Source organism: Ruegeria sp. H4 (assembly GCF_056533065.1).
Genome location: NZ_JBQFOC010000001.1, coordinates 387,093 through 410,521, shown reverse-complemented (window position 1 = coordinate 410,521; position 23,429 = coordinate 387,093). Strand labels below are relative to the sequence as shown.

At 59.1% G+C, this 23,429-nt stretch carries 24 protein-coding genes; 9 read left to right on the top strand and 15 right to left on the bottom strand.

Annotated features, from left to right (window positions below):
* Window positions 1-114: 114 nt before the first annotated feature.
* Window positions 115-282, bottom strand: coding sequence for a hypothetical protein (locus tag ACR0KG_RS02000; protein ID WP_170533589.1), 168 nt, complete (start codon window positions 280-282; stop codon window positions 115-117).
* 164 nt (window positions 283-446) lie between these two features.
* Window positions 447-980 carry an invasion associated locus B family protein gene (locus ACR0KG_RS01995; RefSeq protein ID WP_480500665.1) on the bottom strand — a complete coding sequence of 178 codons (534 nt, stop codon included), beginning with the start codon at window positions 978-980 and terminating at the stop codon, window positions 447-449.
* A gap of 182 nt (window positions 981-1,162) precedes the next feature.
* On the opposite strand from ACR0KG_RS01995, the gene ACR0KG_RS01990 reads away from it, so the two are divergent.
* On the top strand, window positions 1,163-2,161 hold the full coding sequence (locus ACR0KG_RS01990; protein ID WP_480550600.1) for an asparaginase: 999 nt from the start codon (window positions 1,163-1,165) through the stop codon (window positions 2,159-2,161).
* Between the two features lie 2 nt (window positions 2,162-2,163).
* On the opposite strand, the gene ACR0KG_RS01985 is transcribed toward ACR0KG_RS01990, so the two are convergent.
* The 4 genes from ACR0KG_RS01985 to serB are packed head-to-tail and all read right to left on the bottom strand — an operon-like array spanning window position 2,164 to window position 4,174.
* Entirely contained in the window at window positions 2,164-2,484 is a 321-nt protein-coding gene (locus ACR0KG_RS01985) for a YciI family protein (protein ID WP_480543238.1), read from the bottom strand.
* Between the two features lie 22 nt (window positions 2,485-2,506).
* The gene (locus tag ACR0KG_RS01980; protein ID WP_480826338.1) at window positions 2,507-2,935 is read right to left on the bottom strand and encodes an SRPBCC family protein; all 429 of its coding nucleotides are present in this window, start codon (window positions 2,933-2,935) and stop codon (window positions 2,507-2,509) included.
* Entirely contained in the window at window positions 2,923-3,252 is a 330-nt protein-coding gene (locus ACR0KG_RS01975; RefSeq protein WP_480543242.1) for an ArsR/SmtB family transcription factor, read from the bottom strand. Before ACR0KG_RS01975 ends, ACR0KG_RS01980 begins: the two co-directional genes overlap by 13 nt.
* Before the next feature lie 43 nt (window positions 3,253-3,295).
* Window positions 3,296-4,174 (bottom strand): phosphoserine phosphatase SerB, encoded by an 879-nt coding sequence (gene serB, locus ACR0KG_RS01970; RefSeq protein ID WP_480826337.1) that lies wholly within the window; start codon window positions 4,172-4,174, stop codon window positions 3,296-3,298.
* Window positions 4,175-4,331: 157 nt separating this feature from the next.
* Here serB and ACR0KG_RS01965 point away from each other — a divergent pair, with 157 nt between their 5' ends.
* Entirely contained in the window at window positions 4,332-5,849 is a 1,518-nt protein-coding gene (locus tag ACR0KG_RS01965; protein WP_480826336.1) for a malonate--CoA ligase, read from the top strand.
* On the opposite strand, the gene ACR0KG_RS01960 is transcribed toward ACR0KG_RS01965, so the two are convergent.
* The 5 genes from ACR0KG_RS01960 to ACR0KG_RS01940 all read right to left on the bottom strand — a co-directional run bounded on the left by ACR0KG_RS01960 (window position 5,836) and on the right by ACR0KG_RS01940 (window position 11,477).
* Window positions 5,836-6,573: a metallophosphoesterase family protein gene (locus tag ACR0KG_RS01960; protein WP_480826334.1), complete on the bottom strand. Its 738-nt coding sequence runs from the start codon at window positions 6,571-6,573 to the stop codon at window positions 5,836-5,838. The two genes, ACR0KG_RS01965 and ACR0KG_RS01960, sit on opposite strands and share 14 nt — an antisense overlap.
* Before the next feature lie 117 nt (window positions 6,574-6,690).
* Window positions 6,691-8,286, bottom strand: coding sequence for a phosphoglycerate dehydrogenase (gene serA, locus ACR0KG_RS01955; protein WP_480826333.1), 1,596 nt, complete (start codon window positions 8,284-8,286; stop codon window positions 6,691-6,693).
* A gap of 57 nt (window positions 8,287-8,343) precedes the next feature.
* Window positions 8,344-9,498 (bottom strand): phosphoserine transaminase, encoded by a 1,155-nt coding sequence (locus ACR0KG_RS01950; protein WP_480826332.1) that lies wholly within the window; start codon window positions 9,496-9,498, stop codon window positions 8,344-8,346.
* Window positions 9,499-9,657: 159 nt separating this feature from the next.
* Window positions 9,658-10,755: a Gfo/Idh/MocA family protein gene (locus ACR0KG_RS01945; protein ID WP_480826331.1), complete on the bottom strand. Its 1,098-nt coding sequence runs from the start codon at window positions 10,753-10,755 to the stop codon at window positions 9,658-9,660.
* Between the two features lie 11 nt (window positions 10,756-10,766).
* The gene (locus ACR0KG_RS01940; protein ID WP_480550588.1) at window positions 10,767-11,477 is read right to left on the bottom strand and encodes a GntR family transcriptional regulator; all 711 of its coding nucleotides are present in this window, start codon (window positions 11,475-11,477) and stop codon (window positions 10,767-10,769) included.
* 106 nt (window positions 11,478-11,583) lie between these two features.
* Between ACR0KG_RS01940 and ACR0KG_RS01935 the strand changes: the two genes are divergently transcribed.
* From ACR0KG_RS01935 to ACR0KG_RS01910, 6 genes are read left to right on the top strand one after another with little or no spacing between them, the layout of a single operon-like run.
* Window positions 11,584-12,738 carry an LLM class flavin-dependent oxidoreductase gene (locus ACR0KG_RS01935; protein WP_480826330.1) on the top strand — a complete coding sequence of 385 codons (1,155 nt, stop codon included), beginning with the start codon at window positions 11,584-11,586 and terminating at the stop codon, window positions 12,736-12,738.
* Window positions 12,738-13,628: an aldo/keto reductase gene (locus ACR0KG_RS01930; RefSeq protein WP_480550584.1), complete on the top strand. Its 891-nt coding sequence runs from the start codon at window positions 12,738-12,740 to the stop codon at window positions 13,626-13,628. The genes ACR0KG_RS01935 and ACR0KG_RS01930 overlap by 1 nt, the downstream gene beginning before the upstream one ends.
* Complete coding sequence (locus tag ACR0KG_RS01925) at window positions 13,628-14,143, top strand: flavin reductase family protein (RefSeq protein ID WP_480550856.1); 516 nt, start codon at window positions 13,628-13,630, stop codon at window positions 14,141-14,143. Before ACR0KG_RS01930 ends, ACR0KG_RS01925 begins: the two co-directional genes overlap by 1 nt.
* A gap of 53 nt (window positions 14,144-14,196) precedes the next feature.
* A complete protein-coding gene (locus ACR0KG_RS01920; RefSeq protein WP_480543262.1) occupies window positions 14,197-14,784 on the top strand; it encodes a TRAP transporter small permease in 588 nt (195 codons plus the stop codon).
* Window positions 14,785-16,074 (top strand): TRAP transporter large permease, encoded by a 1,290-nt coding sequence (locus tag ACR0KG_RS01915; RefSeq protein WP_170533636.1) that lies wholly within the window; start codon window positions 14,785-14,787, stop codon window positions 16,072-16,074.
* A 24-nt stretch (window positions 16,075-16,098) separates the two neighbouring features.
* Complete coding sequence (locus ACR0KG_RS01910; protein WP_480543264.1) at window positions 16,099-17,160, top strand: TRAP transporter substrate-binding protein; 1,062 nt, start codon at window positions 16,099-16,101, stop codon at window positions 17,158-17,160.
* Window positions 17,161-17,191: 31 nt separating this feature from the next.
* On the opposite strand, the gene ACR0KG_RS01905 is transcribed toward ACR0KG_RS01910, so the two are convergent.
* Window positions 17,192-17,662, bottom strand: a complete 471-nt coding sequence (locus ACR0KG_RS01905) for a tetratricopeptide repeat protein (RefSeq protein WP_480550582.1) — start codon at window positions 17,660-17,662, stop codon at window positions 17,192-17,194.
* A 42-nt stretch (window positions 17,663-17,704) separates the two neighbouring features.
* Between ACR0KG_RS01905 and ACR0KG_RS01900 the strand changes: the two genes are divergently transcribed.
* Window positions 17,705-18,946: a cytochrome-c peroxidase gene (locus ACR0KG_RS01900; RefSeq protein ID WP_480550580.1), complete on the top strand. Its 1,242-nt coding sequence runs from the start codon at window positions 17,705-17,707 to the stop codon at window positions 18,944-18,946.
* Window positions 18,947-18,966: 20 nt separating this feature from the next.
* On the opposite strand, the gene gcvP is transcribed toward ACR0KG_RS01900, so the two are convergent.
* The 3 genes from gcvP to gcvT form a co-directional block, all read right to left on the bottom strand.
* On the bottom strand, window positions 18,967-21,822 hold the full coding sequence (gene gcvP, locus ACR0KG_RS01895) for an aminomethyl-transferring glycine dehydrogenase (protein ID WP_480826329.1): 2,856 nt from the start codon (window positions 21,820-21,822) through the stop codon (window positions 18,967-18,969).
* A gap of 113 nt (window positions 21,823-21,935) precedes the next feature.
* Window positions 21,936-22,301, bottom strand: a complete 366-nt coding sequence (gene gcvH / locus ACR0KG_RS01890; RefSeq protein WP_480826216.1) for a glycine cleavage system protein GcvH — start codon at window positions 22,299-22,301, stop codon at window positions 21,936-21,938.
* Between the two features lie 17 nt (window positions 22,302-22,318).
* Window positions 22,319-23,413, bottom strand: coding sequence for a glycine cleavage system aminomethyltransferase GcvT (gene gcvT, locus ACR0KG_RS01885; protein ID WP_480543274.1), 1,095 nt, complete (start codon window positions 23,411-23,413; stop codon window positions 22,319-22,321).
* Window positions 23,414-23,429: the final 16 nt, after the last annotated feature.

The window sequence follows — 23,429 nt, the reverse complement described above, 5'->3', positions numbered from 1 at the left end:
TTCACAACGGACGAGGTCAGGTTAGCATGTTTTTTTGAAAGCCTTCGATTGAATTCGACCGCAGCAAAGGCGTTGCTGCGGTCAGTCGTTTAGCTGGCGAATGTGGGTGCAGTGTCAGACACCTGAGGGTGGAACAAGGCAGTCTGCTGCATCCAGCTTTTTCACCGGATCATCTGGACCACATTCTTCACCGGTAACCGGATAGGTTTCTTCGTTGTTTTCACAGGCCGTCAACAGAACCCCACACACCATCATCAACGCGACCAGAGATTTGTTCATCATATCTTTCACTCCTTCGTTTCTCTTGAACCGATTAGTTCAGATTCTGAAGGCCGCGACATTGATACGGATCAAATTCAAAGCTGACATTGCGTAAAGACGCTAACGGGTCGCCAAAACGACAAAGCCCCGCCAGATGACGGGGCCTTTCACGCACGAGCGTAACCTTAGTTGGTGCAGCGAGTTTCGGCGTCTTCAATGGCCGCCGTGAAGCCCAGCAGCGAAAACGTGTCTTTGGTCTGCGTTCCACGCTCGGACCGTGCGGTCAGCACCGCCTCGGTCCCGCGTTTCATGGCGGTGACGATCTTGGCGTCATCGGCGGCTGTTGCCGGCCAAGCCCATTCGCCTTCAGTGAACAGCTCAAATTCACTGCCATCCACATTCAGGTTCACGGTCGAGCCCGATGCGAACGGATAGCCACCGGTAAAGGTGACCTGACCTTTGACCTCGGCATTGGGGCGATAGAACACGAACAGCAGGATGTCGCTGCGACGGACCGAAACCACACGCCCGCCACGGGTATTCACCGTTTCCTTCGGGGCGGAAACGCTCCAGCATTCGGTGGGATCATCTTCGACAAAAACGCTCCAATCGGTTTTTGCCGCTACGCGATTTGTGCTTGTCGCTTGTTGAGCGATTGCAGTTGTGGCCATCCCTGCCACACACAGGCCCGCGATCACGCGGACGAGCATTGATCCCATTTGTCCAGCCTCCTAGCTCGACCTTTTACCTCATACCCACCGGAATGCCCCGCGAACCCTGCCGGTTCGTCTTTACGAAAGTTGCGCATTCCGATGATTGCCGACATACACACACTAACGCAGGTTTCGCCACAGGCGAAAGGGCGATTGGCAGAATTTTGCGCAAAAAACCGGAGGTCCCGATGACGCAGCCTATCCCGATGACAGAACTGTGGCGCGGTCCTTTGCTGGAAAGCTTGCATCTGGGCCACGCTGTCATCTGCGACGATACCGGCCAGATTGTGCAAAGCTGGGGGGACCCGAACGCGGTGATCTATCCGCGCTCATCCGCCAAGATGATTCAAGCACTTCCCTTGATCACGTCGGGTGCGGCGGCAAAATACGGGCTGAGTTCCGAGCATCTGGCGTTGGCCTGCGCGTCACACAACGGGGCTGCCATTCACACGGATCGCGTGACCGCCTGGCTGGATCATCTGGGACTGTCAGAGCCCGATCTGCGCTGCGGCCCGCAGGAACCGGCGGACAAGGCCGCACGCGACCGGCTGATATTGGCCGACGATACACCCTGTCAGATACACAACAATTGTTCGGGCAAACACTGCGGGTTTCTGACCTTGGCACAGCATATGGGGGCCGGGCCGGAATATCTTGAAATCGATCATCCCGTTCAGCAGGCCAGCCTGGCTGCATTCGAAGAAACCACAGGGGAAACCAGCCCCGGCTATGGGATTGACGGCTGCTCGGCGCCGAATTTTGCCACATCGCTGGTGGGTCTTGCCCGTTCCATGGCTTGGTTTGCATCCGCTGCTGATCGCTCGGATCGGTCCAGCGATGCCGCGCAGAAGCTGACGGCGGCCATGATCCAGCATCCGGACCTGGTAGCGGGTGAGACGCGTGCCTGCACCGAGCTGATGCGCGCCATGAATGGCCGCGCCGCGATCAAAACCGGGGCCGAGGCCGTGTTTGTGGCCATCATCCCCGAGAAAAGGATGGGCGTGGCCCTGAAGATAGCCGATGGCACAACCCGCGCCAGTGAATGCGCGATTGCAGCCATTCTTGTCAGTCTTGGCGTGCTGGAGGCCGATCACCCGGCCACCCGCAAGTTCATGAATGCCACGCAATACAGCCGCCGAGGGCTGGAATGCGGCGTGATCCGGCCTGCACCGGGTTTTCCCGGTTAGGCCTAGGCCTCGAATTCGTGGATCTCAGCCACCTCGACCGAGCCGGTGCCACTGACGACCATGGGGCAGCCCTTGGCCATTTCATTCGCCGCCTCGACCGTGTCGGCCATAACGACGCTAAATCCCGACGCGGGATTTGCACCACCATCCTCGGCAACGCCTGACGCGCTGACAGTATAGGACTGCCCGACCGGGTTGCCTGGTATCTTGACCGCCGGTCCCATGTCCTGAAACCAGGCGCCCCATGCAGCCATGGTGGCGTCGATTTCGGCCTGAGATTGCGGCGCAGCACCGCCGTGGTAGACAAACAAATATTGGGGCATATCGCTCCTCCCTGATGAAACCCTATTTGCACTGCGCCTCAAGTTTGCGCAGCGACGATGTCCAGCCTTTGGTATGGTTTGCGGCGGCCTCGGCATCAGCCAGTTCGCGGTGATCCAGAACCAGCTGTGATCCGGTACCAGAGGCGGTGACGGAGAAGGTCACATGGCTTTCGGCCCCGCGCTGATCCTGATCGTCATGCCAGCCCCAGGTGAACCCGACCGAGTTTGGGGGATCGACATGGGTAACATGGCCCGAGACCTTGTATTGCTGACCCTCGGCATTCTGCATCACCGAATACCAGGGCCCGGTACGCGAGAAATCCAGATTGTGCTCGGGCACATGCATTCCCTCGGGGCCCCACCACTGCAACAGCTTCGCCCCGTCCGAGACCCACGCGAACAGAGTTTCGGGGTCAACGGGAAACTCCCGTTCGAGTTTCAGGTCGGCCATGAGGTTTCCCTTTCCAAAATGTCGCCCAAACGATCCAGGCTGTTCTCCCAGAACTGCCGTTTCGAGATTGTCCAATCCGCAATCGCTCGCAGGCCTTCGGGTCTCACCGAATACAGACGCTGCGTGCCCTGCACCCGCTGCTGAATCAGCCCTGCCTCGCGCAGAACTTTCAGATGGCGTGAGATTGCGGCACCCGACATGCCTTTGCCATCGATCAGATCACCGGCAGGCAATTCCCCATCGGCCATCAACTGCTCGACAATCGAGAACCGCGTGGCGTCGGATAAAGCGGAAAAGGCGGTCAGAAGCGTGTTCATGACCACTATTTAACATATCTGTTAAATAAAAGAAAGCTCAGTTCTACGAATCGGCAAACTCTGCGCGCGAATAGCCCTGCAGGTACAGCAGCGCCGTCAGATCCCCATGATTGATCCGCACCTCGCACTCTGCTGCGACCGAGGGTTTGGCGTGGAGCGCCACACCTGTTCCGGCGCGATGCAACATGCCCAGATCATTCGCCCCATCACCCACGGCAAGAACATCCGATTCCGCGATGCCCAAATGCGCAGTGATCCGCTCCAGCGATTCAACCTTGGCCTCGCGCCCAAGTATCGGACGCTGAACCTCTCCTGTCAGTTTGCCATCCGCGGCCAGAAGCGTGTTGGCCCGGTTTTCGTCAAACCCGATCAACTCGGCCACACGCGCGGTAAAGGCTGTGAACCCGCCCGAGACGAGCGCAGCGTATCCGCCGTTTCCGCGCATTGTTGCCACCAGGGCGCGCCCGCCGGGCATCAAGGTAATCCTTGTGTTCAACACCTGATCAATCACCGCCTCATCCAGACCTTTCAAAAGACCAACCCGTTCGATCAGGGCGCCTTCGAAATCCAGTTCGCCATTCATGGCCCGTGCGGTGATGTCTTTGACGCGCTCGCCGACACCGGCCTCATCGGCCAGTTCATCAATGCATTCCTGTTGGATCATCGTGCTGTCCATATCGGCCAGCAGCATCTTTTTGCGTCGCCCTTCTGCAGGCTGCAGGACAAGATCCACGCCCATGGACTGCAAGTCTGCCCAGACCTCCCATTGATTGTCGGGGCGGGCTGAAAGGTTGAATTCTGCCGCTTCATCGGGGCTGAGCCAGATAACATCTTCGCCGCCCCACGCGTTTCGCAAAGACTCGACCAGGGCAGTATCCAGCGCAGGCGCAGCGGGGTTGGTCAGCAAAGTGGCAACAAACATCTCAGGTCTCCGGCAAACTGCCTTGCGCATATCGCAGGTGCAGCATTTTCGCCAGAGTTGGATGGGCCTTCGCCCTGGAAATATCTGGGATTCGGGTCTTGTCCGCCTTGGATTTCCCGGTCAGGTTCAGGGCGCAGTGCACCGAAGGGACTAAACAATGACCAACCCGCTTTATGATCGTTTGTTCGGCATCCATGCGGGGAAAGAAACGCCGTTTCTGCACCTGCCCGATGGCCACACCATCACACATGCCGGATTCCTGAACATGGCCGCACAAATCGCCAATGCGCTGACGGCACTTGGGCTGAAACCGGGTGACAGGGTTGCGGTCCAGGTTGAAAAGTCACCGCAGATGCTGGCGCTCTATGCCGCCTGCGCGCAGGCCGGGCTGATCTTCCTGCCGCTGAACACCGCATATAAAACGGCGGAACTCACCTATTTCATCGAAAACAGCGGCGCGTCTTTGGTGGTCTGCGATATGGTCAATCAAGCCGAGCTGACCGCTATCGCACACGCTCAGAATGCCAAGGTGGAAACACTGAACGGGGATGGCGGCAGCAGTCTGATGCGAAACGCACAGACCATGCCAACCCATTTCGAGACAGTGAACCGGGCTGAGGATGATCTGGCCGCATTCCTTTACACCTCGGGCACCACGGGGCGGTCCAAGGGGGCCATGCTGACACAGGCGAACCTACTGTCCAATGCAGAAACGCTGGTGCGGGAGTGGCAGTTCACCCGCGACGATGTGCTGTTGCACGCGCTGCCGATCTTCCACACCCACGGGTTGTTTGTGGCAACAAATGTGATCCTCTCCTCAGGTGGGTCAATGATTTTTCTGCCGAAATTTGATTTGGATGAGATGCTGCGCCTGATGCCGCAGGCAACGTCGATGATGGGCGTGCCGACGTTCTACACCCGCTTGCTGGGAGATGATCGATTCAATGGCGATCTGACCAGCCTTATGCGGCTGTTCATCTCGGGCTCAGCCCCTCTTCTGGCGGAAACCCATGAGCAGTTCGAGGCCCTCACAGGTCATCGCATTCTGGAACGCTATGGCATGACCGAGACCAATATGAACACCTCGAACCCTTATGACGGCGAACGCCGCGCGGGGACGGTCGGGTTTCCCCTACCGGAGGTCGAGTTGAAAGTGACCGATCCGGACAGCGGCGAGACCCTGCCGCAGGGTGAGATCGGCATGATCGAAGTGCGCGGCCCGAACGTGTTCAGCGGCTACTGGCAGATGCCTGAAAAAACCGCAGCCGAACTGCGCGAAGACGGGTTCTTCATCACCGGCGATCTGGGGCGGGTGGATGAGGATGGCTATGTCCATATCGTCGGGCGCGGCAAAGACCTGATCATCTCGGGCGGGTTCAACATCTATCCAAAAGAGCTTGAACTGCTGCTGGACGACCAGCCCGGCGTGCTGGAAAGTGCTGTGATCGGCGTACCGCACCCGGATTTCGGCGAGACGGTTTTGGGCATCATCGTGCCTTTGCCCGGCCAGTCGCCGGACCTGACCGCAATCATGGCCTCGGTTCAGAACGACCTCGCCCGGTTCAAACACCCGCGCGAGCTGATCCTGATGGACACCCTGCCGCGCAATACGATGGGCAAGGTGCAGAAAAACGCCTTGCGGGAACACTTCAAGGACAGGTTCAGCCAAAGATAGGTTTCAGAGGTACGCGTCCGTTTTGAGTCAGTAGCCAACACTGACGACCTTCGAACACCGCAACGGCTAGAGACCGACCATAACCCGCACCTGCATCCAGATTGATCCGGTTGCCGCAATGCTCGGCTGCATCAACCGGTGTATGACCATGTACGACCAACCAAGGGTGAGGTTCGGTTTCCATCAGAAATTCTCGCCGTATCCAGACCAAATCGTCTTCGGATTGTTGTTCGAGCGAAATGCCTGGGCGGATGCCTGCGTGGACGAACAGCAGTTCACCTTCCTGATGGTACAGCGGCAAGGTATTGATGAAATCAATATGCGCGGGCGGGACCGCCGCGCGAGCACGTTCATTGACCTGAAAGATGCGGTCATTATCGACGACTTCAACACCGTAGGAGGCCAACGTTTCTCGTCCGCCCAAACGCGGGTGCAACCAACTGAGCGTGATCGGCAGATGTTTGTCTGCGATCTCGCAATCCTGCACGAAACGGGCAAACATGCGGTCGTGGTTTCCCTTGACCATGATCCAGTTCCGACCCGCGCGTTGTCCGTCGATCAATAGGTCGAGCACAGCTTTGCTGTCAGGGCCGCGATCGACATAGTCACCGAGGAACACAACCCTTGCATCAGGCCCGCCATCTGCCTCAATGCGGGAAAGTGCTAACTGCAACATGCCCAACTGCCCGTGAATGTCACCAATGGCGTAGATCGGGGAAGTCATAGAAAACCCTTGTATAAACGAATACCCTGCGAGCTCTCTATAATTGAGAGCCTGTTAAAGAAAACACCCGCGCCTTGGGCGGCGCGGGCAAAGGATGTCTCAGAAACTCAACACACGCTAGGCGACGTCAAATTCCAGCGGTTTGATCTGGGTGAATAGACCCGTCTCGGCCAGCTTGGCGCGTGCTTCGGCCGGGACCGGCTCGTCCACATAGAGAAGCGCGATGGCCTCCCCACCCGCCTCGGACCGGCCGAGGGTAAAGTTCGCGATATTCACTTCGTTCTCGCCCATGGTCTGGCCCAGCGCACCGATGATGCCCGGCACATCTTCGTTGGTGGTGTAGAGCATATGTGCCCCGATTTCGGCATCGATATTGATGCCTTTGATCTGGATGAACCGCGGCTTGCCGTCGCTGAACACTGTGCCGCCGATGGAACGCTCGCGTTTTTCGGTCACCACGGTCACTTTGATGTAACCCTCGAACGCACCGGATTTGTCCTGATTGGTGGTCGAAATCTGGATACCACGCTCACGAGCGACAACGGGGGCCGAGACCATGTTCACCTCGGGGTTAAACTTCTTCATGATCCCCGCAACGACCGAGCAGTTCAGTGCTGCAAGGTTCATCTCGGCAGCGACCCCGTCATAGAGGATGTTGATCGCCTTGATCGGCTCATCGGTCATCTGGCCGATGAAGCTGCCCAAGTGACCTGCCAGCTTAATCCACGGCCCCATCACTTTGGCTTCTTCGGCGGTGACGCTGGGCATGTTCAGCGCGTTTTCCACAGCACCGGTCAGCAGATAGTTCGAGATCTGCTCGGCCACTTGCAGGGCCACGTTCTCCTGCGCTTCGGTCGTGGCCGCACCAAGGTGCGGGGTGCAAACCACGTTGGGCAGGTTGAACAGGGCGTTTTCCTTGGCAGGTTCTTCGCTGAACACGTCGAAGGCCGCGCCGGCGACATGACCCGATTGCAGCGCCTCCGCCAGTGCGTCTTCGTCAACCAGACCCCCACGGGCACAGTTGATGATGCGCACACCCTTCTTGGTCTTAGCGAGATTCTCACGGCTGAGGATATTGCGCGTCTGATCGGTCAGCGGCACGTGCAAAGTGATGAAATCGGCGCGCGCCAGTAATTCGTCCAGCTCGACCTTTTCCACACCCATTTGCGCGGCTTTCTCTTCGCCCAGATAGGGGTCATAGGCGACAACCTTCATCTTCAGGCCAAGCGCGCGCTCGCAGACAATACCGCCGATATTGCCCGCCCCGATCACGCCGAGGGTCTTGTTGGTCAGCTCAATCCCCATGAACTTGGACTTTTCCCATTTACCCGCATGTGTCGAGGTGCTGGCCTCAGGGATTTGCCGCGCCACGGCGAACATCATCGCAATCGCGTGCTCTGCCGTGGTTATCATGTTGCCGAACGGCGTGTTCATCACGATCACGCCCTTTTTCGAGGCCGCATCCTTATCGATATTGTCGGTTCCGATCCCGGCACGGCCGATCACTTTCAGTTTGTCGGCCTTCTCCAAAATAGTCGGTGTGACCTTGGTGGCCGAACGAATGGCAAGACCGTCATACTGACCGATCACCTCGGCCAGTTTGTCTTTGTCCTTGCCCAGATCGGGCATGAAATCCACGTCGATGCCGCGATCGCGGAAAATCTGCACGGCGGTTTCGCTGAGCTTGTCAGATACGAGTACTTTGGGGGCCATGTTCTCTGGTCCTTGAATTGTATGGAAGGTCCGGGCCTTGGACGGCCCGGTGAAAAGTCAGGCAGCCTCAGACTGCGCCGCAATCTCGGCCTCAAAAGCCCATGCCAGCCAAGGCAGCATCGCTTCGATGTTCGAAGTATCGACCGTACCGCCGCACCAGATACGCAAGCCCGCAGGGGCATCGCGATAAGCTCCGATGTCCAATGCGATGTTCTCGGCCTCAAGCCGTTTGGCCACGGCTTTCGCGAATGCTGCACCGTCTCGAATGCGGGCATCGGTGAACTTCAAGCACACGGATGTGTTCGAACGCATCGCCGCATCCTCGGCCAGGTTGGCAATCCAGCCATTCTGGTCGCAAAACGCATGCAGCGCACCAGCATTGGCATCGGCCCGGGCGATCAACCCCTGCAACCCGCCAACCGAGCGCGCCCAGTCCAGCGCGAACAGGTAATCCTCAACCGCCAGCATCGAGGGCGTGTTGATGGTCGCGCCGGTGAAAATCCCTTCGATCAACTTGCCGCCCTTGGTCAGGCGGAAAATCTTCGGCAGCGGCCAGGCCGGGGTGTAGCTTTCCAGCCGCTCGACTGCGCGCGGGCTTAGGATCAGCATCCCGTGGGCCGCTTCGCCGCCCAGCACTTTTTGCCAGCTGAAGGTGGTCACATCCAGCTTGTCCCAGGGCAGGTCCATCGCAAAGGCCGCCGAGGTCGCATCGCAGATCGTCAGACCCTGACGGTCATCGGCGATCCAGTCGCCGTTGGGTACTCGAACGCCCGAGGTTGTGCCGTTCCACGTAAACACCACGTCATTGGCGAAATCGACCGACGCAAGATCAACGATCTGACCATAATCCGCTGTCTTCACTTCTGCATCGATCTTCAACTGCTTGACCACGTCAGTCACCCAGCCCGCGCCAAAGCTTTCCCAGGCCAGCATCTCGACCTTGCGTTCACCCAGCAGCGACCAAAGCGCCATCTCAACCGCGCCGGTGTCCGAGGCGGGAACGATGCCGATCTTGTAGTTTGCCGGAATGCCCAGAATCTCACGCGTGCCTTCGATGGCCGCTTTCAGCTTATCCTTGCCAACAGCAGCCCGGTGCGAGCGTCCCAGCGCGGCATCGGCCAGTTTGGTCAGATCAAATGTGGGGGGTTTGGCGCAGGGGCCCGAGGAAAAACGCGGATTAGCCGGCCGCGTCGCCGGTTGTTCATTCGTCATCTGTATTACCCTTCCAGATACACGCCCCTCGTTGGGGAGGGGTGTCCCACGGGCAGAGCTATTGCCTGCTCAACCGCTCAGCAAGCGGAAAAGACCTCTCCGATGCTAAAAACGACATCGGAAATCGCGTATATCGGGAACACAGGTTTCCTATCGGCATCACGGGCCAAAGCGAACGGCCTCGCCCGTGTTCAGCGCCTGCTGCGCCGCCAGCCCCATGCGCACGGCCCATAGACCGTCGTGAAGTGAGACATCCGGAGCAGTACGCTGACCGCGCAACAGTTCCAAAAATCCCTGATGTTGATAGAAGGTCGAGCCATTGTGGTCCCCAGCCGCCAGCAACTTGGGGTCAACCGGGATGTCTTTTGACACAGGTCCTTTCGGATCACGCGGGCTGACAATCAGTTGTGGCACCGGGGGCTCACCCAAATGATCAGGCCAGAACCGACCCGGGCCGGGCACCAACGCCTCGATCTTGGCCTTGGGGCCAATGGCCGAGACCTCTTCCTGATAGCGTGAGCCTTCGGCGAACATGCACAGTTCCAGCATCGCCCGCGCCCCGTTGGCGAAATCGACCAGCACATAGCCGTGATCCAGAATATCCGGCGTCTCGCCGCCGTAGTCTTCGTCCAGATGGTTCACGGCCTGCCCGCCGCTTGCTGTTATCCGCACCGGATCCGAGCCGATGATCAGGCGCATCAGGTCGAAGAAGTGACAGCATTTTTCGACAAACGTTCCGCCCGTGTTGCGGTTGAACCGGTTCCAGTTGCCAACCTTGCCCAGAAACGGAAAACGATGCTCTCGGATCGTCAGCATCTGAACCCCGCCCGTCACACCCGCCTGATCAATCAAGGCGGCGATGGGCGGCATATAGCGATACTCCATCGCCACCCAGATCGGATGGGGGTAGTCCCGCTGCACCTGCTCAAGCCGCGCGGCATCCGCCGGGTTGGTAAATAAGGGTTTCTCGACCAGCAATGGCAGAGGGCGCGTTTCTGCAATCTCACAGATCTGGTCCACATGCAGATGGTTCGGGCTGGCAATGACAACGCAATCCAAATTCTCGACCGCCAACAGCTCTTGCACAGACGCCACAATGGCCGCATCGCGCGCAATGGTTTGCGCCGCTTGGGCCATATCCGGGTCGGGTTCATAGATCGCGGCAACGCGCGCGCCGTCCAACAGCGCTATGTTGTGCAGGTGCTCCTGCCCCATCATGCCGCATCCGATCAGCCCGTAGTGGATGGTCCGGGTCATGCGTTTTCCTTTTACTTCAGACGTTGGACATAAGTGGCTCGATCTGGATCGAACCATGTTTTTGAAAACTCGACGGGTTCCGCCTTTTCCGACCAGCTGAACCGCTCGATATACCCTACCGTTTCCCCGGCAGGTTTGGTGAAGGTTTCGGGCGTCCAGCCGGGCAGTTTCCCGACCGAAACCCTGTCTTCCGCCCGCGTGATCCAGAACCCAAGCTGGTGCTGATAATAACGATAGAGCGAGTCTGACAGCAGGCTTCGATCGATCCGACCGGCTGATTCGTCCAGCCAGATCTCCTCGACCGCGATGATTGTGTCATTCAGATAGCGCATCCGGCGCACGCGCGAGCCGCGCTGCGAGGTTCCGAATTCCGGCAGATCGACAGGCTTGTCGACCTGATCAACCGACAGGATATCGGCGCGAGGCAAACCGCCCCCGTCTGGCAGCTCGAGCCGGAACATCGCATAGACACTGTTCTGCGTTCCGGTCTCGCGCACGTAATTGCCCGAGCCCTGAATGCGCTCCAACATCCCTTTTTTCTCAAGCTCAGCCAGCGATTTTCGCAACGTCCCGACCGAAACTTTGAGCTCGGCCGCCATGTCCCGTTCCGGTGGCAAACGCTCGCCATCAATCATGCGACCTGCCGCGATTTCGCGGATCAGCAGCTCTGCGATCTGAACATAGATCGGCAAGGCATTGGGGTTTCGGTTGGTCGTGGTCACTTGCGCGCGCTTCACTGGGTCGCAGGAAAAATTGATACACTATTGATCTACATCAATGTGCTTGCTACGCAAGAGGAAAGTCAAAGATGTACGGAGTGTGAATCAAATGACCATCGTCCCCATCACATCCCCCGATCTGGATGCGGCCGAGGTTTCCTGGTTTGCAGCACTTTGCTCGGATGACTACCAGTTTCTTGGCGTACCTGACGGCAATCTACGTTCGAGCTGGGATCATTGTTCCGGCATCGTCAAAGAGGCCGAAGCGCAGGGGTTCCGCAACATCCTATGCCCCTCGTCCTATCAGGTCGGTCAGGACACGCTGAGTTTCGTCGCCGGCTGCGCCCCGATCACCGAAAAGATCAACCTGCTGGCCGCCGTGCGTTGTGGCGAGATGCAGCCCATCATGCTGGCCCGTACCATTGCGACGCTGGATCACATGCTGAAGGGGCGGCTGACGGTCAACATCATCTCATCTGATTTCCCAGGTGAAAAAGCCGATAGTGCCTTCCGCTATCAACGCTCGCGCGAGGTGGTTGAGATTTTGAAACAGGCCTGGACGCAGGATGAGATCAATCATGCGGGCGAAGTCTACAATTTCTCAAGGCTGACTACTGACCCGGCAAAACCGTACCAGACCGGCGGTCCGCTTCTGTATTTCGGTGGCTACTCTCCGTCCGCTCTGGACCTTTGCGGTGAGCATTGCGATGTCTACCTGATGTGGCCCGAAACCAAGGACCAGCTAGCCGAGCGTATGAAGGCCGTTCACGCCGTGGCCGAGAATTACAACCGCACGTTGGATTACGGCCTGCGCGTCCACATGATTGTGCGCGATACCGAGGCCGAGGCGCAGGAATACGCGGATTACATCGTTTCGAGACTTGATGATGAATATGGCCGCGCGATCCGTGAACGGGCGCTGGATTCCACCTCGCTGGGCGTGGCGCATCAGGCCAAGAACCGCGATCTGGCGGATGAATACGGCTATGTCGAGCCGGGTCTGTGGACGGGCGTGGGCCGGGCACGTTCCGGCTGTGGCGCGGCTCTGGTGGGCTCGACCGATCAGGTGATGAGCAAGATCGAAGAATACCAGAAGATGGGTATCCGCGCTTTCATCTTCTCAGGTTATCCACACATGGATGAGGCCAAGCATTTTGGCGCCCGCGTGATGCCCAACCTGAAAACCTGCTCGCTGCCCGAAGCCTATGGGCGCGTGCCTGCAACATCCCCGGCGACCCCGCTGGGCAATGGAGTTCGTCGCTGATGCAACGTGTGAAACTATCCGACACGCTGGAAATGAGCCGCCTTGTCTATGGCATGTGGCGGCTGGGCGATGACAGCGATACGTCCGTGGGTCATGTCGAGGCTAAGATTCAATCTTGTCTGGATCAGGGCATCACCACCTTTGATCAGGCTGACATCTATGGCGGCTACGCTGCTGAGGCTGTTCTGGGCAATGCCTTGCGCGCCAATCCCAGCCTGCGCAAACAGATGGAAATCGTCACCAAATGTGACATCGTGGCGCCGATGGGCCGGTATTCGGACGCCAAGGTCAAATACTACGACACCTCGCGCGACCATATCCTGAAGTCCGTCGATACGTCTTTGTCGGAGATGGCGATTGACCATATCGACCTGCTGCTGATCCACCGCCCCGACCCGTTCATGGACCACTATGAGACCGGCGCCGCGCTAGATGAAGTTGTTGCCGGCGGCAAGGTTGGCGCGGTTGGGGTGTCGAACTTCCGCCCCTGGGACTGGTCGCTGCTGCAATCAGCGATGAAGACGCAGCTGGTCACTAACCAGATCGAAATTTCCCTCGGTGAGATCAGCCCTTTCACGAATGGCGATCTGGCCTTTCACCAGCAGCATGGGCAACCAATCATGGCATGGTCACCGCTAGGGGGCGGCCTTTTGATGGCCGGAAACCCGCCGGTGGGCGTTGTCGCGGACGAAATCGCAGCCGAGTCTGGCGTGGATCGCGCCGCTGTCGCGGTGGCGTTCCTGTTGGCTCACCCCGCGAACATCCTGCCGGTTATGGGCACAAATAACCTGAACCGCATCAAAACCATCTCGGACGCTCTGAAAGTCAAACTGGATCGTGAAAGCTGGTATCGCCTCTATGAGGTGGCATTGGGGCATGAGGTACCATGATGAATGCAATCTCAAAGGACATGACCCACACCTTCGTTCCACATAAGGACGACACCCGCACCCTGCGCGATGCGTTTGGGCGGTTTGCCACAGGCGTCACTATCGTAACCTGCAACAGCACCGATGGCCCGGTGTGCATCACCGCCAATAGCTTTTCGTCACTATCGCTGGACCCACCGCTGATCATGTGGGCAGGCGATCGCAACTCGCGGCGTTTTCCCTATTTTCACAAAGCCCGCCATTTCACCGTACATGTGCTATCGTCCGAACAGGCAGAGCTGTGCTTTGGGTGCTCCAAAGACGCCCACGCCCTGCGTGAGATCGAACATGAGCGCTGCGAGAATGGTACGCCGCTGCTGTCGGATTGCCTGGCGCGGTTTGAATGCGAACAACATGCCTATCACGATGCGGGCGATCATGTGATCGTGGTGGGCAAAGTCCTGAAGGCCAGCATGAGCGATGGAGACGCGCTGACCTTCTATGCCGGGAAACTCGGCCAATTCGCGCAACACTAAGCGCGATCTGACGACCGCAGGAGAAACCTGCGGCTGCACAAGGGAGGATCCGCATGGGCGGACTGGCATCGGTGCTTGCGCCGATTGCATTCGTGAACGAAACCGCGCTGCGCCTGGGCCGCGCGGTTGGCGTCGTTGCGATTGCATTGATGGTGATCGCGATCCTGATTCAGGTGTTCTTTCGATACGTGCTGGGCAATGCTCTGCCCTGGCCGGATGAAGCCGCGCGATTCTGTATGTTGTGGATGACCGGCCTGATGGCCCCCACCGCCTTTCGGCGCGGTGGCTTTGTAGCCATCGACATGGTGCCATTGATGCTGCCGCGCGTTGTCGGGCAGGTGCTGACCCTGTTCCTGCTGGTGGTCTCACTGGCGGTGTTGCTGGTCGCCGTTAATATCGGATGGTCCGAGGTCACCGGATTTGGCGGCAAATTCGCAACTGCTGCTTTGTACCTGCCCACCTCCCTCGGGTTCGACGAATGGTATCGCATCCCGCGCAGCTGGATGATGGCCTCACTGCTGGTGGGGATCATCCTGCTGATTTCTGTAAATATCGAGCTGGTCCTGCGTTCAGTCGTGACCCTCATGGGTGGCGGACATCTGTTGCCTGAAATTCCTGATGCGCCAGCGGGGGCTGAATAAATGCTGATCTGGTTCCTGCCCACTTTCCTGGTTTTCCTCATCATCGGCCTGCCGGTCTTCTTCGCCTTGCTGGCCGCACCTGGCATCCTGCTTTGGCTAAACGGCCAAACAAACGACATCACGCTGTTGTATCGCAATGTCTACAATGGCATGGACAGCTTTCCGCTGATGGCGATCCCCTTCTTTATGCTGGCCGGAGAGTTGATGAACCGCGGCGGCATTACCATCCGCTTGGTCGAGTTCAGCCAGGCGCTGATGGGCCACCTGCGCGGCGGTCTGGCACATGTGAACGTGCTGAGTTCGATCCTCTTCGCAGGCCTCTCGGGGTCGGCGGTGGCTGATACCTCGGCCCTTGGGTCGATGCTGATCCCGGCGATGGAAAAACAGGGCTACACCCGCAAATTCGCCGCAGCAATTACAGCGGCGAGTTCTGTGATCGGCCCGATCATCCCGCCCTCGGGCATCATGATCATCTACGCCTATGTCATGGGCGAAAGCGTCGCGGCACTGTTCCTGGCTGGTATTGTGCCGGGCGTGATGGTCGGCGTCGGCCTGATGCTGATGATCAAATTCATGGCCGACAAGTATGACTTCCCCGTCGCCAGCCGCAAATACACCTGGGGTGAACGGCGCCAGGCCAGCCTCAAAGCGTTTTTCCCGCTGCTGACTCCGGTGATCATTCTGGGCGGAATTCTGGGCGGTATCTTCACACCGACCGAGGCCGCCGCCGTGGCTGTAGGATATGCCTTCATCATCGGCTTTTTTGTCCTGCGCACACTAACGTTGAAAGAGGTGCCCGAGATTCTCAGCAATGCCGGTCTGACCTCGGCCGTTGTGCTGCTGCTGGTTGGTGCCGCGATGGCGTTCAAAACCGTTGTCAGCCTCAGCCACGCGCCGGAACAATTGGCTTCGCTGATCCTCAGCCTGTCGGAGAATCCGCTGATCCTGCTGTTCCTGATCAACCTACTTCTGTTTGTCGTCGGCATGTTCTTGGATGCGGGACCGGCGATCATCATCCTCGGCCCAATCCTTGGCCCCATCTTCACCAGCCTTGGGGTCGATCCGATCCATTTCGCTATCATCATGAGCGTCAATCTGACGGTTGGCCTGGCCACGCCGCCCATGGGGCTGGTGTTGTTCGTGGCCGCTGCCGTATCGCGCGAGAAGGTCGAGACCATCGCCAAGGCCATTCTGCCGTTCCTGGCCGTTGAAATCATCGTGATCTTTCTGATCACCTATATCCCCGCAATATCCATGACGATCCCGAGGATAACGGGATTTGCAAACTAACTGAGATCCATAGGGAGGAAACGCATGCTCAGAAACTTCATCAAAACCGCAGCGGTGGCCACGTCACTGGTGGCGGCATCTGCCATAGCGGCAACCGCAGCCGATTACACGTTGCGCGCCACGGCCAACTCGAACGAAAACGATGAGGACTATGACGGTCTGATCGTCTTCAAGAACTATGTCGAGGCCGCGTCAAACGGCGCCATCGAGGTGGAACTGTTCATTGGCACGCAGCTATGTTCGAACGGTGCGGAATGCCTGCAAGGTGTGGCTGATGGCACCATTGATATCTACATCTCAACTTCGGGCGGCGCGTCCGGCATCTTTCCTTACGTGCAGGTTCTGGACCTGCCGTATTTGATGGCCGATGACCGCATTGCGGAACATGTCCTGTCCGGCGACTTCACCCGTACCATGCGTGACATGGCGCTGGAGGATTCCGGCGGCGCGATCCGTCTGATGACCATCGGCAACACCGGCGGCTGGCGCAACTTTGCGAACACGCAACGGCGCATCGCTGAACCTGCCGATATGGACGGTCTGAAAATCCGCACCGTGGTCGCCGACCTGCCGCAGGAACTGGTCAAGGCACTGGGTGCATCGCCCACCCCGATCCCGTGGCCTGAACTGTTCACCAGCTTCCAGACTGGCGTTGTTGAGGGTTCCAAAAATGGCATCACAGACATCATGGGCATGAAATTCCCGGATGCGGGCCTGCAATATGTCACGCTGGACGGCCACGCCTATATGGGCGCGCTTTGGTGGATGAACAATGCGAAGTTCCAGGAGATGCCCGAGGACATGCGCCGCGTCGTCGTTGACGGTTTCTATGCGTTGCAACAGGCCACTTTTGCCTCGCCCAAGCGCAAGTCGATTCAAGCCTATGAAGACTTCGTCGCCGGTGGCGGTGACCTCTATGTTCTGACACCTGATCAGAAGGCCGCGTTCAAAGAAGCCGCTACTCCGGTTTATGACTGGTTCCAGTCCAACGTTACCCGCGGTGATGAGATCTTTGTTGCGCTGACCGATGCAGTTACAGCGGCTGAGGCCGACGTAAATGCCTCACGCGACGCTGACCTGAACTAAGACAATGGGTCGGGCCCAGAAGGCCCGGCCCTCACCGAAACGGGTACATCCAACCCTTGTAGTCATTCACCAGAACATGCGCCTTTTCGATTTGCTCCGGCGACATTTTCTTGACCACTTCCTCAAGGCTGATCGCCGCGTCGGGGTCGCCGCCAATGGCGCTGAGCGTGTACCACATATAGGCCCGCACCAGATCGGGCGCGGGCATGCCCAGACCAAGCTCATAATACCAGCCAACACCCGATTGCGCCCCCGGATGCCCCTTCATCGAGGCGCGCAGATACCATTCGAACGCGCGTTCATAGTCTTGTTCGACACCCAGCCCCAACCCGTACATCACGCCGATCAATTCCTCGGCCTCGGCATTGCCCGACCGAGCCGCTGGCAACAGCTCCTCACGCGCGGCCTCAAACTCCCCAGCCTCCATCATGTCGCGCGCCTGTTCCAGTTCGGCCAACGCCGGGGACGCGCACAGGCAAAGGGCATATACAAACTGACGCACGGGGCTGCTTTCCTTCTGGCCGGGGCTGCAGCGGCACAAGATTTGCCGCGTCCGCTGACGGATGCTGATTTCATCCCCTTTGATATGGAACAGGCCGCTATTGGTCATCAACTGTTTTATGATCCGATTCTGTCGGGCAACCAGAACATCTCTTGCGCCCATTGCCATCACCCGGATTTCGGCACCTCGGATGGGCTATCTTTAGGCATTGGCGAAGGTGGTGAGGGTCTGGGCCCCGATCGCACACCCGGCACTGGGATCGATAGAATCCGCAAACGTATTCCGCGTAATTCGCCGGGGCTTTGGAACCTCGGCGCTAAGGACATCCACACAGTGTTTCACGATGGTCGCCTGAGCATATCGGATGTCTATGGCAACGGCTTCAATTCACCCGCGCAGGAATGGTTGCCCGAAGGGTTGAATTCATTACTCGCCGCGCAGGCGCTGTTTCCCTTGACGTCGCAATTCGAGATGGCTGGGAATGTCGGCGAAAATCAGGTGACCGGAGCGGTGGCCGACCGGATCGATCTGGGCTGGCCCATTCTGGCCAAACGCGTCCGCACCAATCCGCGTTACGGACCGGCTATGATTAAGGCATTCGACGAAGTCGAAAATACCGAAGACATCACGATCACACAGATTGCAAATGCTCTGGCCGCGTTCATGGCCATCGAATGGCGCAGCACCGACAGCCCGTTTGATCAGTACCTGGCGGGTGATGCCACGGCGCTCACGGACGCTCAGAAAGACGGTATGAGCCTGTTCTATGGCAAGGCCAATTGCGCGAGCTGCCATTCCGGCCCTTTCATGACGGATCAGCAATTTCACGCTTTGGGCCTGCCTCCCTTTGGCCCTGGACGAACTCGCCAATGGGACCCATACGCCCGCGACGTGGGCCGCATGGGCGAAAGCAATCGGATCGAGGACGCCTATCGCTTCCGCACCCCCATGCTGCGTAACGTCGCGCTGACCGCGCCCTATGGCCATAACGGGGCCTTCCCCGATCTGGACACGATGATCCGCCACCATTTGAACCCGCAGGCCAGCCTTTCGAATTGGACACCGGATTCGGCGGCCCTGCCCGCGGTCCCGTGGCTGCAAAAAGCGGATTTTGTCGTCTGGCAAGACCGGTTCGAAATGCAGCGGGTGCGCAACACAATCGACATTTCCCCGGTGGTTCTTACCGACACGGAAATCAACGCACTCATTGCGTTCCTGAACGCCCTAACAGGCACGAACGTGGACACACCGCCTTTTGGTGTGCCCAAAGATTTCAAGCCGTAAAGTGCCCCCCTTGGGGGGAGTTACTCTGCGGCGTCTTGGTATTCGGTCATGGGTGGGCATGTGCAGATGAGGTTTCGGTCGCCGTATGCGTTGTCGACGCGGTTGACGGGGGACCAGTATTTGTCGACACCCATCGAGCCTGGAGGGAAGCAGGCCTGTTCGCGGGTGTAGGGCCGATCCCAGTCGCCGACCAGATCGCGCACCGTGTGGGGGGCGTTTTTCAGCGGGTTGTTTTCCGCGTCGATGGTGCCGTCGATGATGTCCTGCGCTTCCGAACGGATCGAGAGCATGGCGTCGCAGAAGCGGTCCAGCTCGGCCTTGGGCTCCGATTCCGTGGGCTCTACCATCAGGGTGCCTGCCACCGGCCAGCTCATCGTCGGCGCGTGGAAACCTGAATCGATCAAGCGCTTGGCCACATCGTCGACGGTGACATGCGCCTCGGCGTCCAAGGGGCGGGTGTCGAGGATGCATTCATGCGCCACACGACCGGTCTCGGAGGTGTAGAGGATGGGATAGGCATCCTGCAGACGCGCGGCGATATAGTTGGCGTTCAGGATCGCCACTTTGGTCGCTTGCGTCAGACCCGCGCCGCCCATCAGCAGCACATAGGCCCATGAGACCGGCAGAATGGACGGAGACCCAAAGGGCGCGGCCGAGACCGGACCCACGGCGGTGCCATATTCCGGATGGCCCGGCAGGTGTTCGGTCAGATGCGCCTTGACGCCGATCGGACCCATGCCGGGTCCACCGCCGCCATGGGGGATGCAGAAGGTCTTGTGCAGGTTCAGGTGGCTGACGTCACCGCCGATGTCTCCGGGACGCGACAGGCCCACCATGGCATTCATGTTGGCCCCGTCGATATAGACCTGACCGCCATGATCATGGGTGATCTGGCAGACCTCCTGCACGGTGGTCTCGAACACGCCATGGGTCGAGGGGTAGGTGATCATGCAGCCGGCCAGATGATCGGAATGCTTCTCGGCCTTGGCGCGGAAGTCGTTCAGATCGATATTGCCATTCTCATCCGCCAGAACCGGCACAACCTGCCAGCCGACCATCTGGGCCGAAGCCGGGTTGGTGCCATGCGCCGAGGTTGGGATCAGGCAGACGTTCCGCTGACCCTCGCCACGGGCGAAGTGATAATTGCGGATGGTCAAGAGACCCGCATATTCCCCCTGTGCGCCCGAGTTGGGCTGCTGCGAGATCGCGTCATAGCCGGTGATCTGGCACAGCTTGTCGTTCAGATCGGCAATCATCTCGTGATAGCCCTGCGCCTGATCTTGCGGCACAAACGGGTGCAGATTGCCGAACTCGGGCCAGGTGACCGGGATCATCTCGATCGTGGCGTTCAGCTTCATGGTGCACGAGCCCAGCGGGATCATCGCCCGGTCCAGCGCCAGGTCGCGGTCGGCCAGACGGCGCATATAGCGGGTGATCTCGGCCTCGGCCCGGTTCTGGTGGAAGATCGGGTGGGTCAGGTATGCGCTTTCGCGCAGGGCGTAATCGGGCAGACGGTAATCGACATTTGCGCTGTCATCCTGACGGTCGATGCCGAAGGCGCCCCAGACGGCCTCGATGGTCTCGGGCCGGGTCTGTTCGTCCAGGCTTATGCCAACCTTGGTCTCGCCCACCTTGCGCAGGTTCACACCGCGCGCGACGGCGGCCTCCATCACTGTTGTCTGCAGGGGACCGACCTCAACCGTGATCGTATCGAAGAACACTTCCGGTTCCACGGCAAAGCCCGCCTCTTCCAGACCGGCCGCCAGACGCGAGGTCTTGCGGTGTACCGATTGCGCGATGGCCTTGATGCCATCAGGGCCGTGATAGACCGCATACATCGAGGCAATCACCGCCAGCAGCGCCTGCGCGGTGCAGACATTCGAGTTCGCCTTCTCACGCCGGATATGCTGTTCGCGGGTTTGCAGCGACAAGCGGTAGGCCTTGTTGCCGCGGCTGTCGATCGACACACCGATGATCCGGCCCGGCATCGAGCGCTTCAGCTTGTCGGTGGTCGCCATATAAGCCGCGTGCGGGCCACCATAGCCCATCGGCACACCAAAGCGCTGGGTCGAGCCGATGGCGATATCCGCGCCCATCTCACCAGGGGATTTCAGCAGGGCCAGCGACAGGATGTCGGCGGCGACAATGGCGATGGCTTTGTGCTCATGCAGCGCGGCGATTTCCGATGTGAAGTCGCGCACGTGGCCATGGGTGCCCGGGTACTGGAAGATCGCGCCAAAGACGGCTCCTGCGTCCAGCGTGTCGGGATCGGCGACCTGCACGTCGATGCCCAGAGGCTCGGCCCGCGTTTTGATCACCGCGATGGTCTGCGGGTGGCAGTTCTTGTCGACAAAGAAGGCCGCGTTATTGGCTTTCGAACGCCCGCCGCGCTTGGCCATCGCCATGGCTTCGGCCGCCGCTGTGGCTTCGTCCAGCAAGGAGGCATTGGCCACATCGAGCCCGGTCAGATCGCTGACCATGGTCTGGAAGTTCAAAAGCGCCTCAAGACGGCCCTGGCTGATCTCGGGCTGATAGGGCGTATAGGCGGTGTACCAGGCCGGGTTTTCCAGAATGTTGCGCAGGATCGGCGCCGGCGTTGTGGTGCCGTAATAGCCCTGACCGATCAGCGAGGTCAGAACGGTGTTCTTGCTCGCCACCTCTTTCATGTGGAACAGCGCGTCACGTTCCGTCATCGCCGGACCCCAGTCCAGCGGCTCTTTCTGCCGGATCGCGGGCGGGACGGTGGCGTCGATCAGCTGGTCCAGCGTCTTGAAGCCGATCACCTTGAGCATGTCGCGCATCTCGGTCGGGCTGGGCCCGATATGGCGGCGGTTGGCGAAGTCATAGGCTTCGTAATCGGTCAGTTTGAAGGCCATCTGTGCGCTCCTCAAGGATAAGTCAGGTCGGGCGGAGACCGCGCAGGCCTCCGATACATCACGAGCCGGTTCGGCCCAAATGGGCGGAGCCCCGTGCAGGGCTCCGGTCTGGATCAGCCGATGAAGTCCTTGTAGCCGGCCTCATCCATCAGATCTTCCAGCTGCGACGCGTCGGTGATCTTGATCTTGTAGATCCAGGCCTCACCTTCGGGGTCTTCGTTCAGCGCGCCGGGATTGTCGGCCAGCGCCTCGTTGACCTCGGTGATCTCGCCATCAACCGGGGCATAGAGCTCGGACGCTGCTTTGACGGATTCGATCACGCCGATCTCACCATCCTTTTCGAACTCATCGCCCACTTCCTGCTGCTCAACAAAGACCACTTCGCCCAGCTGTTCAGCCGCGTGTTTGGTGATGCCCAGCGTGGCGGTGTCGCCCTCGACCATCAGCCATTCATGCTCTTCGGAATAATAGGTTGCCATGTCTCTCTCTCCTGGCTTCAACGCTTGTAATTCTGTGTGACAAAGGGCAGCGCCACAATCTGCGCCGGTTGCGCCTTGCCCCGGATGATCAGATTGACCTTTTCGCCCGGCTCACCATGGCCTGCGGACACGTAGCCCATCGCAACCGGGCCACCCACCGTGGGGCCAAAGCTGCCCGAGGTGATCCGACCGATGGTGTTGCCACTGCTGCACTGGATCTCGACACCCTGACGCGCCGGGGCGCGGCCATCGGGTTTGATGCCCACCAGCTTGCGCGCGGCACCCTCGGCCAGTTCTTTCTGCACGCGATCGGCACCCGGGAAGCCGCCCTCTTCCTTGCGGCGCTTCTGAATGGCCCAGCCAAGGCTGGCTTCAATCGGCGAGGTGCTCTGGTCAATGTCATTGCCATAGAGGCACAGACCCGCCTCAAGCCGCAGGCTGTCGCGCGCGCCCAGACCGGCCGGCTCACAATCCTCATGCGCCAGAAACGCCTTGGTGATCTCAATGGCCTTGTCCTCGGGGATCGAGATCTCATACCCGTCCTCACCGGTATAACCCAGCCGCGAGATACGGCATTCGACGCCGTTGATATCCGCCAGGGTGGTTTCCATGAACTTCAGGTCGCGGGCGGCGGGGCAAAGCTCACCCACCACGTCTTCGGCCTTGGGACCCTGCACCGCCACCAGCGCCCGGTCGAAGATCTCGGTCACTTCAACGCCGTCCAGGTTCGCCTGCATATGTGGAATGTCCTGATGCCGCAGCGCCGCGTTCACCACCACAAAATAATGATCCCCCGCGTTCGACACGATCAGGTCATCCATGATCCCACCGTCTTCGTTGGTAAAGAACCCGTACCGCGCCTTGCCTTCCTTCAGCGTCGCATAAGCCTGCGGGCACAAAGCTTCCAGCTTCTCCCCCACATTCTCACCCCGCAAAATCACCTGACCCATATGAGACACATCAAACACCGCCGCCTTCTCACGACACTGCTTATGCTCCCCCATAATCCCCAACGGATACTGAACAGGCATCTCCCAACCCGCAAAATCAACCATCTTTCCACCCAACTCAACATGAAGAGAGTACAAGGGAGTGCGTTTCGGGGAAGTCATGGCGGGTACTGCCTTT